Raw genomic sequence first — 14,731 nt, 5'->3', positions numbered from 1 at the left:
CGCGGGCTGATCACCACCGACCGCGCTGCCTTCCGGGAGGCGCTGCCCAATGGTGGGCGGCTGATCGGCATGGATGTCGGCACCAAGACGCTCGGGCTGGCGCTATGCGACGCCGGCTGGGTGATCGCCAGCCCCGCTCATACCATCACGCGCGGCAAGTTCTCGAAGGACAAGGCGACGATCGCGGCTTTCATGGCCGAACAGTTCGTCAAGGGTATCGTCATCGGGCTGCCCTTTAATCTTGACGGCAGCGAATCGCCGCGCAGCCAGTCGTCGCGCTCCTTCGCGCAGAACCTTGCCGACATGGGCGTGCCGATCCTGCTGTGGGACGAACGCTGGTCGACGCAGGCGGTCACGCGCACCCTCATCGATGCGGACGCCAGCCGCGCCCGGCGCGACGTGCTGGTGGACAAGCTTGCGGCAAGCTACATCCTGCAAGGGGCCATCGACGCGCTGCGCGGGTGAGGCCCCTTCCCTCCTCCGGCATTCCGCTCTAAGGCCTCCCCTCATGCCGCAGCCTACCGCCAATACCTCCACTGGCCAAGTTACCGGACTCCGGGGCCGCGATCAGTTTCCGCACCGGCATTTGCTGGCGATGTCCGCGCTGATGCCGTGGGAAATCTCGTTCCTGCTCGACGAAGCGGAGCATTGGGTCCAGGTCAATCGCGCGCACAGCCGCAAGCATGACGATCGCCTTGGCGGCCTCACCCAGATCAATGCCTTTTTCGAAAACAGCACGCGCACGCTCCTCTCCTTCGAGATCGCGGGCAAGCGGCTGGGCGCCGATGTCGTCAACATGCACGCCGCGCAATCGAGCGTGAAGAAGGGCGAGACGCTGATCGACACTGCGATGACGCTGAACGCGATGCGCGCCGATGTCATCGTGATCCGCCACGGAAGCTCGGGCGCGGTGCGGCTGATCGCGGACAAGGTGAGTTGCCCGGTGCTGAACGCAGGCGACGGCTGGCACGAGCATCCGACGCAGGGCCTGCTGGACGCGCTGACGATCCGGCGGCGCAAGGGCTCGATTTCGGGCCTTATCGTGGCGATCTGCGGCGATGTGCTGCACAGTCGCGTGGCGCGCTCGAACATATTATGCCTCGGCGCTCTGGGCGCGCAGGTGCGGGTGATCGCCCCGCCGACGCTGATGCCCGCCGCCATCGAGCAGATGAGCGTAACGCCTGATACCGATATGGACGCGGGGCTGGACGGCGCGGACGTGGTGATGATGCTGCGGCTACAGAACGAGCGGATGGATGGCGCGTTCATCCCCTCCCCGCGCGAATATCACATGCTCTACGGCCTGACGCCCGAGCGGCTGGCGCGGGCCAAGCCGGACGCGCTGGTGATGCATCCGGGGCCGATGAACCGGGGGGTGGAGATCAGCAGCATCGTTGCCGACCATCCCGAACGCTCTGCGATCACCGAGCAGGTCGAGATGGGCGTAGCGGTGCGGATGGCGTGCCTCGACGTCCTGACTCGCAGCGCCCGCGGCGTGGAAGGCTGGGCATGACCCGCATTCTTGCCATCACCAATGGCCTCCTCGCAGATCCCGATGGCAGCGTAGTCGTGCCCGGCAGCATCCTGATCGAGGACGACCGCATCGTCGCATCAGGCGAGGTCGCCATTCCGCTCGACGCCGAACGCATCGACGCCAAGGGTCTCGTGGTGGCTCCCGGCCTTGTCGACCTCGGCGTGTTCCGCACCGACAAGCCTGCGTTCCACTTCGGCGGCATCACGCGCGCGGCGCTGATGCCCGACCAGTCCTCGCCGCTCGACGATGTGGGCCTGATCCGCGAAGCCACGCGCGCCGGCAAGCCCGACTTCTGGGTCCACCCCATCGCAGCGGCAACGCGCGGCCTCAAAGGCACCGAACTTGCCGAAATCGGCATGATGCAGGCCGCAGGCGCGCGCGCCGTGAGTACCGGGCGGCAGTGGATCGCCGACTCGGGGGTCATGCTGCGCGTGCTCTCCTATGCCTCCGCGCTGGGTTTGACCGTGATTGCCCATGCCGAAGACGGCGGCCTCTCCGGCAAGGCTGTCGCGACGGCAGGCGAAACGGCAACACGGCTGGGCCTCGCAGCCGCCCCTTCCTGCGCCGAAGCGATGGCGATTGCTCGCGACATCATGCTGGCGCGGGAGACCGGCGCGGCGATCCATTTCCGGCTGGTGACGACCGCCGCTGGCTTCGATCTGGTACGTGCCACCAAGGCTGAAGGATTACGCGTCACCTGCGGGATCAGCCCGGCCTATCTGTTCCTGTCGGACATCGCCGTCACTGACTTCCGCACCTTCGCGCATCTTTCCCCGCCGCTCAGGAGCGAGGACGACCGGCTGGCCGCAATCCGCGCGGTCGCTGACGGCACGGTGGACGTGATCACCTCCAGCCACGACCCGCGCGGCCCCGAGGACAAGCGCCTGCCCTTCGCCGACGCCAGCCCAGGCATGGCGGGGGCGGAGACATTGCTGGCGCTGTCGCTCAATCTCGTGCGTGAGGAGCATCTGACGATGAACGCGCTGATGAAGCTGCTCTGCGCGAACCCCGCCAAGATCCTGGGCGTCGAAGCAGGCAGCTTTGCCCTCGGTCACGCGGCCGACATCATCTTCATCGATCCGGGTACGCCATGGCTGGTCGACTCCACGCGCATGGAAGCGGCAGCAGGCAACACGCCTTTCGACAAGGTCCCGGTGCAGGGCCGCGTCCGCAGAATCATGAAGGGCGGCCAGTTCCTCTGAGGAACCGCCGCCCGGCACGTCAGAAATAATCAGGATTTAGCGCGAAGCGAACTGCTTCGGCTTACCGGCAGCAGCCCATTGCTTCGCGGGCGCTGCGGCGCGGATGAAGCAGGCGCCGCCCTGGTTGCGGATCGCGCGGCACATCTGATAGGCCGATGTGCGGTCGCCAAACCCACCAATTGCAAGGCGATGGTAGAGGCGACCCTGAACATTAGCCGTGCTGTAGGATACCGGAAGCTTTGCAAGCTGGGACTTGCGCGCCATACGCTGCCATCGGTCCCTTGCAACGGCCGCGCTGTCGAAGGCGCCAAGCTGCACCACCCACTTTCCATCTGCAGACACACCCGCCGGAATCATGACCGCCGCCTTACGCGTGGCCATTGCGCCGTGAGCGGGAAGCGCGGGAGCCTTGATGATCGGTACCCTCAGCTTTGCGAAAAGCTTGCGAGGCTGCTCGACCGGCTGGGGCTGTGCAACGGTTTCGACTTCGGCGGGCGCGGCCTCGACGGGGTTCGGCGTCAATACCTGCACCGGGGCCTCGGCCTGAGCCATCTGCACCGGCGCCGGGGCCAGCGCCAGTTGAACGGGCATGCCAACATCATCGTTACGCATCTGCGTGCCGATGAGCGCGGCCACGCGCAGCGACTCCGCGCCCGGCTCTGCGGTCTGCGCCCAGGCGACGACGCGTTGCGTTGCGGCCAAAGGATCGAGATCCTGCGCCGCCATCAGCCGGGCTTCGCGCCACTGGCCAGCTAACGCATAGGCATAAGCGAGGTTCTGCCGCGTCTTTGCCGTGGCTTCGGGTTCCTGCGCGGCAGCGGTCAGGATGCGGATCGCCTCCTGCGGATCGCCCGCCATCGCCATTGCGAGACCGTAATCAGCCGCCGGAACGCTATCCATATGCGCCGTCAGCACATCGCGCGCTTCTTCGGATTTGCCGAGCGCCACCTTCGCCAAAGCGAGGCTGACGATCGCGCGCGCATCGGTGTTGCCCAACGAAAGAGCATCTCCGAACGCCGTCTCCGCCGAAGTAAAGCGTCCATCGGCAAGATAAGCGCGCCCCAGCAGGACGCGATAGGCAGCAATGTCTGGCTTTGCAGCAACGGCAGCTTCGGCGGCCGTCATCGCAACCGCGACCTCCCGCTTGGCCAGCGCCTTTTCGGCGGCGGCGGCGGAGGCAACGGCCTGCTTGTCGCCCGGAGCGACTGCAGCACGCGAACTCGCCATCATGGATGCACCGCCCGAGCAGCCCACCATCGTCACGCCAAACAGCACCGAAGATGCCGCGACGTTGAAAAGAGCTTTGTTCTTCATGGGTCCAGCCTGTCCGTTACTTGGTCTTGCCGCCGGGGCGCGGCAGCTGTTCGGCCAACGCGTCGATCTGCGGCTGGCTCTGAAGATATGCGTCAAGCGCGTCCGTCACGATCTGCTGCGCGGAGCGATTGGCGACGGCACAGGCGAGACGCAGGCGCAGATGGCGCTCCGGATCGAGGCGGAGCGTGAACGCGGCTTTCGCACCCTGCTGGCGCGATACCGGCGCTTTTGCGACGGGTTCGGGCTCCGCGACCTTCTTGGCCAAGGCTATACGCGCCTCAACCACCGCAGGCACAGGAGCCTGCTCAACGACGGGCGCATTTTCGACGATGGGTATCGGAGCCTGTACCGGCGCGACCGGCACGCCGCCCATCGGGGTCAGACCAACGGGCTCACTGGAGCGCGGGGCTTCATGGCCCATATCGTTCCAGCCAAGGTCATCCTGCTGATGGCCGACCTGGGGCATGCTGCCCAGCATCGCCTGACGCCGCATGGCCGGGGAGGCGCCGCCCTTTCGGGCAAGCAGGCCCGACGTCAGCGATGCGAATGGCTTGGGTTCGTGCATCGGCGCCATCCTTATTGACCGATGACGCGACGGCCGAAGCCACCGCCCAGCGGACGGAGCGCACCGGCCTGCACCGACCCGTTCTGCGGCACCGAGAATATCGTGCGGCGGAAGTTCTTCTCCAGCCGGTCGTGGACGTAGGACCAAAGCTGCACGACTTCCTGCGCGGAGCGGCTCTTGGCATCGACTTCCATGACGGTACGGCCGTCGATCATCGACGCGGCATAATCAACGCGGTGATGCAGCGTGACCGGCGCAACCGTACCATGCTGCGACAGCGCGACAGCGGCCTCGGAGGTGATCTTGGCCTTGGGAGTCGCTGCGTTGACGACGAAGATCAGCGGCTTGCCCGCGCGTTCGCACAGGTCGACCGTCGCGCCGACCGCACGCAGGTCATGCGGGCTGGGACGGGTCGGCACCACGATCAGTTCGGCAACCGAAATAACGCTCTGGATCGCCATGGTGATAGCGGGCGGCGTGTCGATCACGGCCAGCTTGAAGCCCTGAAGGCGCAATGTTTCGAGGTCCGCGGCAAGGCGGGCGACGGTGGTCTGCGCAAAGGCCGGATATTCCGCCTCGCGCTCGTTCCACCAGTCGGCGAGCGAGCCTTGCGGATCGATGTCGATCAGCACCACGGGGCCGCAGCCGGCGCGCTGCGCCTGCACGGCCAGATGCCCCGAAAGCGTCGTCTTCCCCGACCCACCTTTTTGCGATGCCAGTGCCAATACCCGCACGAAATACCCCCGGAACCATGAATTCATGGCAGGAGTGGCATATCCGCTCCTAAGAAGTGGTTAATCTGCCGACAGCTTGCCCTTGTCCGGGGCAGGTCGTCAAAAATGTTGGCGCTGCCCTAACGAATCATTAAGCATATTTCGCGACTAAGGCGCTTCGACGGGTGTGGGCAGGAGCGATAGACGATGAGACATGTCATTGTGAGTGCAGCGGTCGCCCTGGCGCCCCCTTGTGCTGCGTTGCTGCTCGACGGCATGCTGTTTTCCGATGCGGCGCAGGCCGATGTGAAGACAGGCGTGGATGCCTGGACGCAGGGGGATTACGACAAGGCCGTTGCCGAATGGCGGCCACTTGCCAATGCGGGCGACCCGGACGCGCAGTTCAACATCGGGCAGGCGTACAAGCTGGGCCGCGGCGTTCCGCTGGACACGCCGATCGCCATGGAATGGTTCAGGAAAGCCGCCGCCAAGGGCCACATCCGCGCAGAAGACAATTATGGCTTGTTGCTGTTCCAGCAGAAGCGCCAGCAGGAGGCCCTGCCCTTTTTACGTAAATCCGCGGATCGCGGCGAGCCTCGCGCGCAATATATTCTCGGCACTGCCTACTTCAACGGAGAGTTCGTGACCAAGGACTGGGTGCAGGCTTATGCCCTGATGACCCGGGCGGCGGCATCCGGTTTGGCGCCTGCCAATGCGAGCCTGCAGCAGATGAACAACTACATTCCCGCCGATCAGCGCAAGAAGGGCCTGGCCCTAGCCGAGGATCTGGCCACCAGGAACAAGGCGACTCTCGCTGCCGCAACGGGCAGTCCTCCCGCCGCGCCGATAACCAAGCCCGCGCCTCGCCCCGCCAAGCCTGTCGCGGTGCCAGTGCCTCCGGCGCCGAAACCCGTTGCAGTTGCCGCGGCGACACCAAAGCCCAAGCCTGCTCCAGTGAAACCCATTACAGCGCCTTCATCCGCGCCCGCGAGCGGCGACTGGCGCGTCCAGCTCGGTGCGTTCAGCGAGGAAGCGCGCGCCACGGCGCTATGGTCGAACCTCTCGAAGAAGGTCAGCGGCCTGTCCGCGTACCGCCCGTTCTACGTCAAGGGCGGCGCAGTCACCCGCCTGCAAGTCGGGCCGCTTGGCTCGTCGGCGGACGCGGAAAAGCTCTGCAAGTCGATAAAGGCGGCGGGCACGGACTGCATTCCCAAGAAAGCATAATCCCTGCGCACGTGACATTGCGCGCGCGAATCCCTATGTGCGCGCGATCATGGCAACTACATTCCCCCCCGCGCCCAAGGTCGGCATGGTTTCGCTCGGCTGTCCCAAGGCGCTGGTCGACAGCGAACGCATCCTGACCAAATTGCGCTCCGACGGCTATCAGATGTCGCCCGATTATGCGGGCGCGGACGTCGTGCTGGTCAACACCTGCGGCTTTCTCGACTCCGCCAAGGAGGAGTCGCTGGAGGCGATCGGCGAGGCCATCGCGGAGAATGGACGCGTCATCGTCACCGGCTGCATGGGCAACGAAGCGGACCTCATCCGCGCCCGCTTCCCGAGCGTCCTGGCGATCACCGGCGCGCATCAATATGAGGATGTGGTGAACGCGGTGCATGAGGCGTCGCCGCCCGTGCCCAACGCCTTCGTCGATCTGGTGCCGGAGGGCGGGCTGAAGCTTACGCCGCGCCACTATAGTTATCTAAAGATTTCAGAGGGCTGCAATCACCGCTGCTCCTTCTGCATCATCCCGTCTCTGCGAGGCGATCTCGTCTCGCGGCGCGTGGACGCGGTGCTGCGCGAGGCGGAGAAGCTGGTTGCGGCGGGTACGCGCGAACTACTGGTCATCAGCCAGGACACTTCGGCCTATGGCGTCGATACGCGGCATGAAGTGCGGCAATGGCATGGCCGCGACGTGCGCGCGCATATGACCGACCTTGCCCGCGAACTGGGCACGCTCGGCGCATGGGTGCGGCTGCATTACGTCTACCCCTATCCGCATGTGGATCAGGTGATCCCGCTGATGGCGGACGGGCTGCTGACGCCCTATCTCGACATTCCGTTCCAGCACGCCGCACCGGATGTGCTGCGCCGGATGAAGCGCCCCGCCAACGAAGCCAAGGTGCTCGACCGCATTCACAAATGGCGCGCAATCTGCCCGGATATCGCAATCCGCTCATCCTTCGTCGTTGGCTTCCCGGGCGAGACCGAAGCGGACTTCCAATATCTGCTGAACTGGCTGGAGGAAGCGCAACTCGACCGCGTAGGCGCATTCCGGTTCGAGCCTGTGGAAGGCGCAGCGGCCAATGCCCTGCCCGACGCCGTGCCCGAAGAAGTGAAGGAAGAACGCTACCAGCGCATCATGGAAAAGACCGCCGCAATTTCCGCCGCCAAGCTACAGGCGAAGGTCGGCCGTATCCTCCCCGTCATCATCGATGAAGTCGGCGAACCGGACGAAGAGGATGGCAGCATCGGCGCCACAGCCCGCAGCCAGGCCGACGCGCCGGAGATCGACGGCAACGTCTTCCTGCGCGACACGTCAGGGCTGAAACAGGGCGACATTATCGACGTCCGGATCGAGGACGCCGACGATCACGACCTGTTCGGGGTGCCGCTCACGTCCCTTTGAACGCCTCGCGATATTCCGGCTTGATCGCGGTCAGCATGGCCACGTCTACCGGCAGCGCGATTTCGTAGCTACCTTCGGAATAGGGGCCCGCTTCATACGGGCCGATGACGACCAGCAACTGATCGACTGCCTTGCCGTCAGTCGAAACCGGCACCAGCGCCTGCTTCATCGGGTCGACGCAGCGGTCGAACTCGCCACCTGTATCGGTGACCGGGGCACCACGCTTCTCTGCCCGCGCCTTGTTCAGTGCTGCGCAGAAACGCGTGCCGATCGCCGTGGCCAGCGCCTGTTCGGATACGGCCATCGTCGCAATGCTGGTTTCCCGGCCATTCGTCCGGTCCCACACCAACGTCTTGTAGCCCGTCATCCCATGCGCACCACCCGTGTAGAAATAGCTCTCCGCCAGCAGGCTCAGGAGCAACGGTGTTGCCGCTTTTGTCGTCCACGTCGTTTGAGAACTGTGCGCGTGGAAGGGAAAGCCGTTCTGCCTTGCAGATTCCCGATCCTCCCGCGCCGTCTGCCCAGCCGCATCCTTCAGTCGCTTCATATCATCGGCAAACCGCGCCACGATTTCAGGCACTGCGGCGGCTTCCTTCGGATATCGATAGGCGAATTCCAGAAGCTCGGTCTTCTCCTCGACTGCGAAAGGCTTCCCCTCCGCTTGGCGGGGCACAGCTTTGGGCGCTTCCATGACGACGCCAGCGGCAGCGTTGGTTGGAACTTCATTATGGGAAACGGTGGGGGGCGAGCAGGACTGCGCCAGCATCGCCCCCGCTGCCGCCATGGCGAATCGGGCAAGCGGGTGATGCGACATCAGTGGCTGTGCGATGCCAGCCTCTCCGCAATTGCCTGGCGCACATAACCGCTTTGCAGGACCGTCCCCGCGCCGGGCCAGCCTTCGCCGACGAGCGCCTGCTCGATCTCTCTCACGGCATGAAAGCGGCCACTTTCGGCCAGTGCGTAAGCGCGCGTGCGAACGGCGTGATCGTGACGATTTTCCGTAAACATCTGGCTCTCCAACTTATTGCCTGATGCTGTGATGATATGCTTTTGCTTGGCCAATTCAATGCCCCGCATCTGTCGGTAGATAGGCAAAAGCGGCGAAAAGCCACCTTTCTTGGGTCGGCGGTTTGGCCTACATCGTCGCGATGACCGATTATTCCGAACTGCTGAAGGCTGACCAGAGCCAGCCCGCCCGCGCCATCCAGCTCGTCGACAGCAAGAGCTTTCCCGAATGGCTGGGTGCGCAGCCCGAACGCACCCGCACGGCAGTCGCTGCGCAGAAGTTCACTGGCAAGGGCTTCGAATATGCGATCCTGCCGGGCGACGCTGCGGACGAGTGGTCGATAGTCTCAGGCGTGGCCGATACCCAGAAGCTGTCGAGCTGGTGCCTGGCAAAGCTCGCCGAAGTCCTGCCTGCAGGGACATATCGCCTGAAAGACAGGCGCGCCGGGGCTGCGATGCTTGGATGGCTCACCGCGCAGTACCGCTTCGACCGGTATCGCAAGGACGAGCATCCCGTCGGCCCTCGCATCTTGCTGACGGAGGACGTGCGACAGATCGAGCCCGCTATCCTGCTGGCGGAAGCCGTCGCGCTGGTGCGCGACATGGTGAACACTCCCGCCGCCGACATGGGACCTCCCGATCTGGAAGCTGCCGCCGCGACCATCGCCTCGGCCTTTGGCGCGAAGATGGAGGTAACGCAGGGCGACGCGCTCGCCTCGGGATATCCGATGATCCATGCCGTAGGGCGCGCCGCCGACCGCAGCTTCGCGCCGCGCCTGATCGAACTGACCTGGGGCGATCCGAAGAACCCCAAAGTGGCAATCGTCGGAAAAGGCGTTTGCTTCGACAGCGGTGGCCTCGACATCAAGCCCTCGTCGGGCATGCGGCTGATGAAGAAGGATATGGGCGGGGCTGCTCACGCACTGGCCCTTGCGCGATTGGTGATGGCGAGCCGCCTTCCCGTACATCTTCATGTGCTGGTGCCCGCCGTCGAGAACGCCATCAGCGGCAACGCCTTCCGCCCCGGCGACATTCTCGCTTCACGCAAGGGCATTTCCGTGGAGATCGGCAACACCGACGCGGAAGGGAGACTGGTCCTTGGCGATGCCCTTGCGAAAGCGGTCGAGGGCGCGCCCGAACTGATCCTCGATTTTGCAACGCTGACGGGCGCCGCGCGGGTGGCTCTGGGACCGGATCTCCCTGCCCTGTTTTCGAATGACGACGCCCTCGCCCGTGACCTTGAGCAGACAGGCGCCAGCACCGACGACCCGCTCTGGCGGCTACCGCTGTGGAGCGCCTATGCGGACATGCTGAAATCTGATGTGGCGGACATCAACAACGCAGGTGAAGGGGGATTTGCAGGCTCGATCACAGCCGCATTGTTCCTGCAGAAATTTGTTCCCGACGGGCTGCCCTGGGCGCATTTCGACACCTTCGCCTGGCGACCCGCTTCGAAGCCCGGACGCCCCAAGGGCGGCGAGGCTCTGGGACTGCGCGCGGCCTTCGCCATGCTGCAATCCCGATATGATCAACAAAGTTAACGTAAATAACCGTAGCTGCCGGTCCGTTACGCAACCGGATTTCATGTGGCGCGTTGGGAGGTCATGAATGTTCAGGCACCCCCTCAAGACCCCGCCCTTGCCGAACGCCGGACGCCGCCGATGCTCGACAAATGGATGCACACCCTGGTCGATTATGTCCGTTCGGGTGAGCCGGACCTGACTAACCGGCAAATGGCGCTAATGATGATGGTCTATGTGGAACCCGGCCCCCACACAGTACGCGGATTGGCCGAGGCTCTCAACGTGTCGAAGCCGGTGATTACACGTGCTCTTAACAAGCTGTCTGCTCTAAGCTATCTGCGCCGCGAACGCGACGTGACCGACCGACGGAACATCTTTGTCGCGCGGACGCCGAAAGGGGCAGATTTTCTTGACGGATTCAATGGATTCATCGCCGGAACGGGCCGGGATGAAAAGCATCGCGAAAAGGGCAGCGGCCACTAAGACGGATCGTACGAGGTTCCGGCTGCAGGGCCGCTCGGCGGTCCTCGACAAGCGCATCCACGCCATCCGCAGCGACCTTGCCGACGTGTCGCTCGCGGGCGTGCTGTTCTCTGCCCATTATGCACAGGCTGCCGAGATGAGCTGCGTTGCGCCCGGCACGCCGGTCCGCGCGGGCAAATCCCTATCCGCCGAATGCGTCTCGCAACTACTACGCGGCGAAATCTTCCATGTTCTGGACGTCAATGCCGAATGGGCATGGGGCTTCTGCGGCCATGATGGCTATGTCGGCTATGTCCGGCGCGAGGCGCTGGACGTGCGGGAGATCGCGACTCATCGCGTGACCGCGGCATTGGCCCCGGTCTTTGCCGAACCCGATATCAAGTCGCGCATCGTCGATGCGTGGCCGCGTGGCTCCCTGTTCCCGGCAACGAGTGAGGACGCCTTCCTCCACTGCGCCGAAGGATATGTGCACAGCCGCCAAGCCGCCGCGGTGGAGACCGCGGAGACCGACTGGGTCGCCGTGGCTGAGCGCTACATCGGCCAGCCCTACATTTGGGGCGGGCGCGGATATCAGGGCGTGGATTGCTCGGGACTGGTCCAGACAGCACTCGGACAATGTGGCCGTGCAGTGCCTCGGGATACGGATCTGCAACGCGAAGGCATCGGCAATCCCCTGCCCGACGGTGCCGCCCTGCAACGCGGCGACCTTGTTTTCTTCCCCGGCCATGTCGGCGTGATGGTGGACGAGACGCAAATGCTACACGCGAATGCCTTTTGGATGGCGACGGTTATCGAGCCGTTGGCGGACGTAATAGCCCGCCTGAAGCCGGATCACGATCAACCTGTTCTCGCACGGCGGAGGATCGACTCATGACCACCCATGTTTTCATCGATGGCGGCGCAGGCACGACCGGCCTGGAAATCCGCGAGCGGCTGGCCGATCGCCCGGAGCTTTCCCTAATCACTCTGTCCGATGAGCAACGCAAGGAGGCTTCGGCCCGCAAGTCCGCGCTGAACGATGCGGACATCGTGATCCTCTGCCTGCCCGACGACGCCGCGCGCGGGGCCGTCTCGCTGATCGACAACGACCGCACGAAGGTGATCGACGCCTCGACTGCGCATCGCGTCGCGCCGGGCTGGGTCTATGGCTTTCCGGAAATTGCCGGTCGTGAAGCCTTTGCCGCGGCCAGGCGTGTCAGCAATCCGGGCTGCTATTCGACGGGTTTTATCGCCCTTGTCGCGCCGCTGGTGCGCGCCGGACTGATTTCGGAGGACTGGCCGCTGACGTGCAATGCCGCGTCAGGCTATTCCGGCGGCGGCAAGGCGATGATCGCAGATTATGAAGGCGGTCGCCCCATTCCCGCCTATTCGACTTACGCCCTCACTCTCTCGCACAAACATGTGCCGGAAATGCAGGCCCATTGCGGTCTGACGAACGCGCCTGTCTTCGCGCCTTCGGTCGTGCCGCTCTATCGTGGAATGATCGTGGACGTGCCGCTTCCCATCGGCGCGATATCGGGCGCGCCATCCGCCGAGGCCCTGCGCTCAGCCCTGCGCGACGCCTATGCCGCATCCTCGGTGGTGCATGTCGTGGACGACTATGACAGCGCCACGCTGGCCATAGAGCGCTGCGCAGGCAGCGACCGCCTCGACCTGTTCGTCTTCGGCAACGCCAGCGGTACGCAGGTGCGGCTGGTCGCCGCCCTCGACAATCTCGGCAAGGGCGCGGCGGGCGCAGCGGTCCAGAACCTCAACATCCTTGCGGGACTCGACGAAACGGCGGGGCTGAAACTCTAGCGTCTAGTGAATGGTGCCCAGCGGCGCTTCGACCGACAGCAACAGGATCAGCCGTTCGATCTGGCGCCAGCGGCAGAAGTGGATATGGTTGCCAAGGTCACGGCTCCGCCCGGCGCGCGCCACGGCTTCGCAGGCGGCATGGTCGCCATAGGCGGCGATCAGATCCGCGGCATCGTCCACACTGGCGCGGTCAACTAGGAAAGGTGTCTGCATGAAGTCCCCCGCATGTCGCCCAAGGAACCCGGCCGATCATGCGCGCTTCTTCTCTCAAGAGCCGTGCCAGAAAGCCGCAGTCACGCAATGCTGCGCAACATGGTGGTCAACGATGCGTTAGCCAAATGCCATTTCGGCACAGATGTGTCACGCCGAAACGGATGGCGTCCCATAATGAACCATGGCAAAGGCACCGCATGACAACCCCGAAGAAGACTAATCCCACTGGCGCCGGCGCCATTATCGCACTGCTCGCGCTGGTTGGCGCCATCGGCGGCGGTGCCCTGGGGCAGCCCTCCATCGGCCTGCTCGGCGGCATCGGCGTCGGGGTAATCATCGCCGTGCTGCTATGGCTGCGCGAACGCGGCGAATAGACCGATTTCTGCGGGGAGCGCTTGCGGCTGCCGTGTCATCGACCTAGATCATCGTCATGAAAAGATATTGGCTGTTGCTGCTCGTCATACTCGCCGTTGCGGTGGGTGGTGTTCTGTACCTTGCGCGCGGTGACACGGCCCAGTTGAGTGCCGGTCAGGATGTCGGCCGCGACCCCGCTTTCACGGTCGCCCGGCGCGAGATGATCCCGACGGTCAAAATCGCCGATGTCGTCGGCTGGAAAGCCGGAGAGGCCCCCGTCCCCGCCAAGGGCATGAAGGTCGTTCGCTTCGCCGAAGGACTGGAGCATCCGCGTTCCATCATCCGCTTGCCCAATGGCGACGTTCTGGTCGCAGAAACCAGAGGCCCGGCGACTAAACCCACGGGCATCAAGGACCGCATCATGGGCTGGATGATGAGCAAGGCCGGAGCAGGCGGCCCCTCGCCGAACCGCATTTCCCTGCTGCGGGATACCAATGGCGACGGCAGGGCGGACGTGAAGACGGCGTTCCTGACGGGCCTCAAATCGCCCTATGGCATGGCGCTGGTCGGCGAGACGCTCTACGTCGCCAACACCGATGCGCTGATGGCCTTCCCCTACCGGACCGGCGAGACGAAGATCGTCGCCAAGGGCCGCAAGATCATGAACCTGCCCGCTGGTGCGCCGAATATGCACTGGACCAAGAACCTGCTCGCCAATCCCGACGGCACATTGCTCTATGTCGCGGTCGGATCGAACAGCAACATCGGGGAAAACGGCCTCGACGCCGAAGCCAATCGCGCCAACATCCTGGAAGTGAACCTGCAGAAGGGGGGCTATCGCATCTTCGCGAGCGGCCTGCGTAACCCTGTTGGCATGGCCTGGGAGCCGACGACGCGTGAGTTGTGGGCGGTGGTGAACGAGCGCGATATGCTGGGCAGCGATCTCGTCCCCGACTATCTGACGCGTGTGGAGTTCGGCGGCTTCTACGGCTGGCCCTGGAATTACTGGGGCGGCTATGAGGACCGCCGCGTGCAGCCGGAGCGCCCGGAACTGCGCGAATACACGCATCGCCCGGACTATGCGCTGGGCAACCATGTCGCGGCCTTGGGGCTCAGCTTCGCCACTGGCTCCGCGCTTGGGGCGCCCTTCGATCGCGGCGCATTCGTCGGCCTGCACGGTAGCTGGAACCGCAAGCCCGCGTCTGGCTACAAGGTCATGTTCGTGCCCTTCACTGCCGATGGGCAGGCGAACGGCAAGCCCGTCGATGTGCTCACCGGCTTTCTCGACAAGGATGGAAATGCGCGCGGTCGTCCCGTCGACGTGCTGCTGGACAAGAGCGGCGCACTGCTGGTCAGCGACGATGTCGGCGGCGTGATTTGGCGCGTCGCCAGGTAGCGC

General features: G+C 64.5%; 17 protein-coding genes. 11 read left to right on the top strand and 6 right to left on the bottom strand.

The features are described 5' to 3' along the window. Positions 1-6 precede the first annotated feature (6 nt). The 3 genes from ruvX to QHC67_RS11245 are packed head-to-tail and all read left to right on the top strand — an operon-like array spanning position 7 to position 2,736. Entirely contained in the window at positions 7-465 is a 459-nt protein-coding gene (gene ruvX, locus QHC67_RS11255) for a Holliday junction resolvase RuvX (RefSeq protein WP_319294379.1), read from the top strand. A 43-nt stretch (positions 466-508) separates the two neighbouring features. Further along, positions 509-1,513 (top strand): aspartate carbamoyltransferase catalytic subunit, encoded by a 1,005-nt coding sequence (locus QHC67_RS11250; protein WP_319294344.1) that lies wholly within the window; start codon positions 509-511, stop codon positions 1,511-1,513. Then, positions 1,510-2,736 carry a dihydroorotase gene (locus QHC67_RS11245; RefSeq protein ID WP_319294342.1) on the top strand — a complete coding sequence of 409 codons (1,227 nt, stop codon included), beginning with the start codon at positions 1,510-1,512 and terminating at the stop codon, positions 2,734-2,736. The genes QHC67_RS11250 and QHC67_RS11245 overlap by 4 nt, the downstream gene beginning before the upstream one ends. A gap of 36 nt (positions 2,737-2,772) precedes the next feature. On the opposite strand, the gene QHC67_RS11240 is transcribed toward QHC67_RS11245, so the two are convergent. The 3 genes from QHC67_RS11240 to QHC67_RS11230 are packed head-to-tail and all read right to left on the bottom strand — an operon-like array spanning position 2,773 to position 5,349. Next, the gene (locus QHC67_RS11240; RefSeq protein ID WP_319294340.1) at positions 2,773-4,050 is read right to left on the bottom strand and encodes an SPOR domain-containing protein; all 1,278 of its coding nucleotides are present in this window, start codon (positions 4,048-4,050) and stop codon (positions 2,773-2,775) included. A 16-nt stretch (positions 4,051-4,066) separates the two neighbouring features. Further along, positions 4,067-4,615 carry a hypothetical protein gene (locus tag QHC67_RS11235; protein ID WP_319294338.1) on the bottom strand — a complete coding sequence of 183 codons (549 nt, stop codon included), beginning with the start codon at positions 4,613-4,615 and terminating at the stop codon, positions 4,067-4,069. Positions 4,616-4,626: 11 nt separating this feature from the next. After that, positions 4,627-5,349 (bottom strand): ParA family protein, encoded by a 723-nt coding sequence (locus QHC67_RS11230; RefSeq protein ID WP_319294377.1) that lies wholly within the window; start codon positions 5,347-5,349, stop codon positions 4,627-4,629. Positions 5,350-5,604: 255 nt separating this feature from the next. On the opposite strand from QHC67_RS11230, the gene QHC67_RS11225 reads away from it, so the two are divergent. Together QHC67_RS11225 and rimO are read left to right on the top strand one after the other, a co-directional pair. After that, entirely contained in the window at positions 5,605-6,552 is a 948-nt protein-coding gene (locus QHC67_RS11225; protein ID WP_319294375.1) for an SPOR domain-containing protein, read from the top strand. Positions 6,553-6,601: 49 nt separating this feature from the next. Next, positions 6,602-7,957, top strand: coding sequence for a 30S ribosomal protein S12 methylthiotransferase RimO (gene rimO / locus QHC67_RS11220; protein WP_319294336.1), 1,356 nt, complete (start codon positions 6,602-6,604; stop codon positions 7,955-7,957). Here rimO and QHC67_RS11215 read toward each other — a convergent pair. Further along, positions 7,944-8,771 carry a DUF4163 domain-containing protein gene (locus QHC67_RS11215; protein ID WP_319294334.1) on the bottom strand — a complete coding sequence of 276 codons (828 nt, stop codon included), beginning with the start codon at positions 8,769-8,771 and terminating at the stop codon, positions 7,944-7,946. The genes rimO and QHC67_RS11215 overlap by 14 nt on opposite strands. Continuing rightward, positions 8,771-8,965, bottom strand: coding sequence for a hypothetical protein (locus tag QHC67_RS11210; protein ID WP_319294332.1), 195 nt, complete (start codon positions 8,963-8,965; stop codon positions 8,771-8,773). The genes QHC67_RS11215 and QHC67_RS11210 overlap by 1 nt, the downstream gene beginning before the upstream one ends. 140 nt (positions 8,966-9,105) lie before the next feature. Between QHC67_RS11210 and QHC67_RS11205 the strand changes: the two genes are divergently transcribed. The 4 genes from QHC67_RS11205 (at position 9,106) to argC (ending at position 12,765) form a co-directional block, all read left to right on the top strand. Continuing rightward, entirely contained in the window at positions 9,106-10,503 is a 1,398-nt protein-coding gene (locus QHC67_RS11205; RefSeq protein ID WP_319294373.1) for a leucyl aminopeptidase family protein, read from the top strand. Positions 10,504-10,566: 63 nt separating this feature from the next. After that, entirely contained in the window at positions 10,567-10,968 is a 402-nt protein-coding gene (locus QHC67_RS11200) for a MarR family transcriptional regulator (protein ID WP_413818527.1), read from the top strand. Continuing rightward, on the top strand, positions 10,934-11,842 hold the full coding sequence (locus QHC67_RS11195; protein ID WP_319294328.1) for a C40 family peptidase: 909 nt from the start codon (positions 10,934-10,936) through the stop codon (positions 11,840-11,842). The genes QHC67_RS11200 and QHC67_RS11195 overlap by 35 nt, the downstream gene beginning before the upstream one ends. Then, positions 11,839-12,765, top strand: a complete 927-nt coding sequence (gene argC / locus QHC67_RS11190) for an N-acetyl-gamma-glutamyl-phosphate reductase (RefSeq protein WP_319294326.1) — start codon at positions 11,839-11,841, stop codon at positions 12,763-12,765. Before QHC67_RS11195 ends, argC begins: the two co-directional genes overlap by 4 nt. A gap of 3 nt (positions 12,766-12,768) precedes the next feature. Here argC and QHC67_RS11185 read toward each other — a convergent pair whose 3' ends face one another. After that, positions 12,769-12,978, bottom strand: coding sequence for a hypothetical protein (locus QHC67_RS11185; RefSeq protein WP_319294324.1), 210 nt, complete (start codon positions 12,976-12,978; stop codon positions 12,769-12,771). A gap of 197 nt (positions 12,979-13,175) precedes the next feature. On the opposite strand from QHC67_RS11185, the gene QHC67_RS11180 reads away from it, so the two are divergent. Continuing rightward, positions 13,176-13,352 (top strand): hypothetical protein, encoded by a 177-nt coding sequence (locus tag QHC67_RS11180; protein WP_319294322.1) that lies wholly within the window; start codon positions 13,176-13,178, stop codon positions 13,350-13,352. Between the two features lie 56 nt (positions 13,353-13,408). Continuing rightward, positions 13,409-14,728: a sorbosone dehydrogenase family protein gene (locus QHC67_RS11175; RefSeq protein ID WP_319294320.1), complete on the top strand. Its 1,320-nt coding sequence runs from the start codon at positions 13,409-13,411 to the stop codon at positions 14,726-14,728. The last annotated feature ends 3 nt before the right edge of the window (positions 14,729-14,731 follow it).

Source organism: Sphingobium sp. (assembly GCF_033795625.1).
Classification (GTDB): domain Bacteria; phylum Pseudomonadota; class Alphaproteobacteria; order Sphingomonadales; family Sphingomonadaceae; genus Sphingobium.
This window is presented reverse-complemented; position numbering and strand designations above follow the sequence as displayed.

Bases quoted from the DNA above. Each gene is read 5' to 3' on its own strand.
- QHC67_RS11250 (WP_319294344.1), top strand. From the start codon at position 509: ATGCCGCAGCCTACCGCCAATACCTCCACTGGCCAAGTTACCGGACTC.
- QHC67_RS11245 (WP_319294342.1), top strand. From the start codon at position 1,510: ATGACCCGCATTCTTGCCATCACCAATGGCCTCCTCGCAGATCCCGAT.
- QHC67_RS11240 (WP_319294340.1), bottom strand. From the start codon at position 4,050: ATGAAGAACAAAGCTCTTTTCAACGTCGCGGCATCTTCGGTGCTGTTT.
- QHC67_RS11235 (WP_319294338.1), bottom strand. From the start codon at position 4,615: ATGCACGAACCCAAGCCATTCGCATCGCTGACGTCGGGCCTGCTTGCC.
- QHC67_RS11225 (WP_319294375.1), top strand. From the start codon at position 5,605: ATGCTGTTTTCCGATGCGGCGCAGGCCGATGTGAAGACAGGCGTGGAT.
- rimO (WP_319294336.1), top strand. From the start codon at position 6,602: ATGGCAACTACATTCCCCCCCGCGCCCAAGGTCGGCATGGTTTCGCTC.
- QHC67_RS11215 (WP_319294334.1), bottom strand. From the start codon at position 8,771: ATGTCGCATCACCCGCTTGCCCGATTCGCCATGGCGGCAGCGGGGGCG.
- QHC67_RS11210 (WP_319294332.1), bottom strand. From the start codon at position 8,965: ATGTTTACGGAAAATCGTCACGATCACGCCGTTCGCACGCGCGCTTAC.
- QHC67_RS11205 (WP_319294373.1), top strand. From the start codon at position 9,106: ATGACCGATTATTCCGAACTGCTGAAGGCTGACCAGAGCCAGCCCGCC.
- QHC67_RS11200 (WP_413818527.1), top strand. From the start codon at position 10,567: ATGAATGTTCAGGCACCCCCTCAAGACCCCGCCCTTGCCGAACGCCGG.
- QHC67_RS11195 (WP_319294328.1), top strand. From the start codon at position 10,934: ATGAAAAGCATCGCGAAAAGGGCAGCGGCCACTAAGACGGATCGTACG.
- argC (WP_319294326.1), top strand. From the start codon at position 11,839: ATGACCACCCATGTTTTCATCGATGGCGGCGCAGGCACGACCGGCCTG.
- QHC67_RS11185 (WP_319294324.1), bottom strand. From the start codon at position 12,978: ATGCAGACACCTTTCCTAGTTGACCGCGCCAGTGTGGACGATGCCGCG.
- QHC67_RS11180 (WP_319294322.1), top strand. From the start codon at position 13,176: ATGACAACCCCGAAGAAGACTAATCCCACTGGCGCCGGCGCCATTATC.
- QHC67_RS11175 (WP_319294320.1), top strand. From the start codon at position 13,409: ATGAAAAGATATTGGCTGTTGCTGCTCGTCATACTCGCCGTTGCGGTG.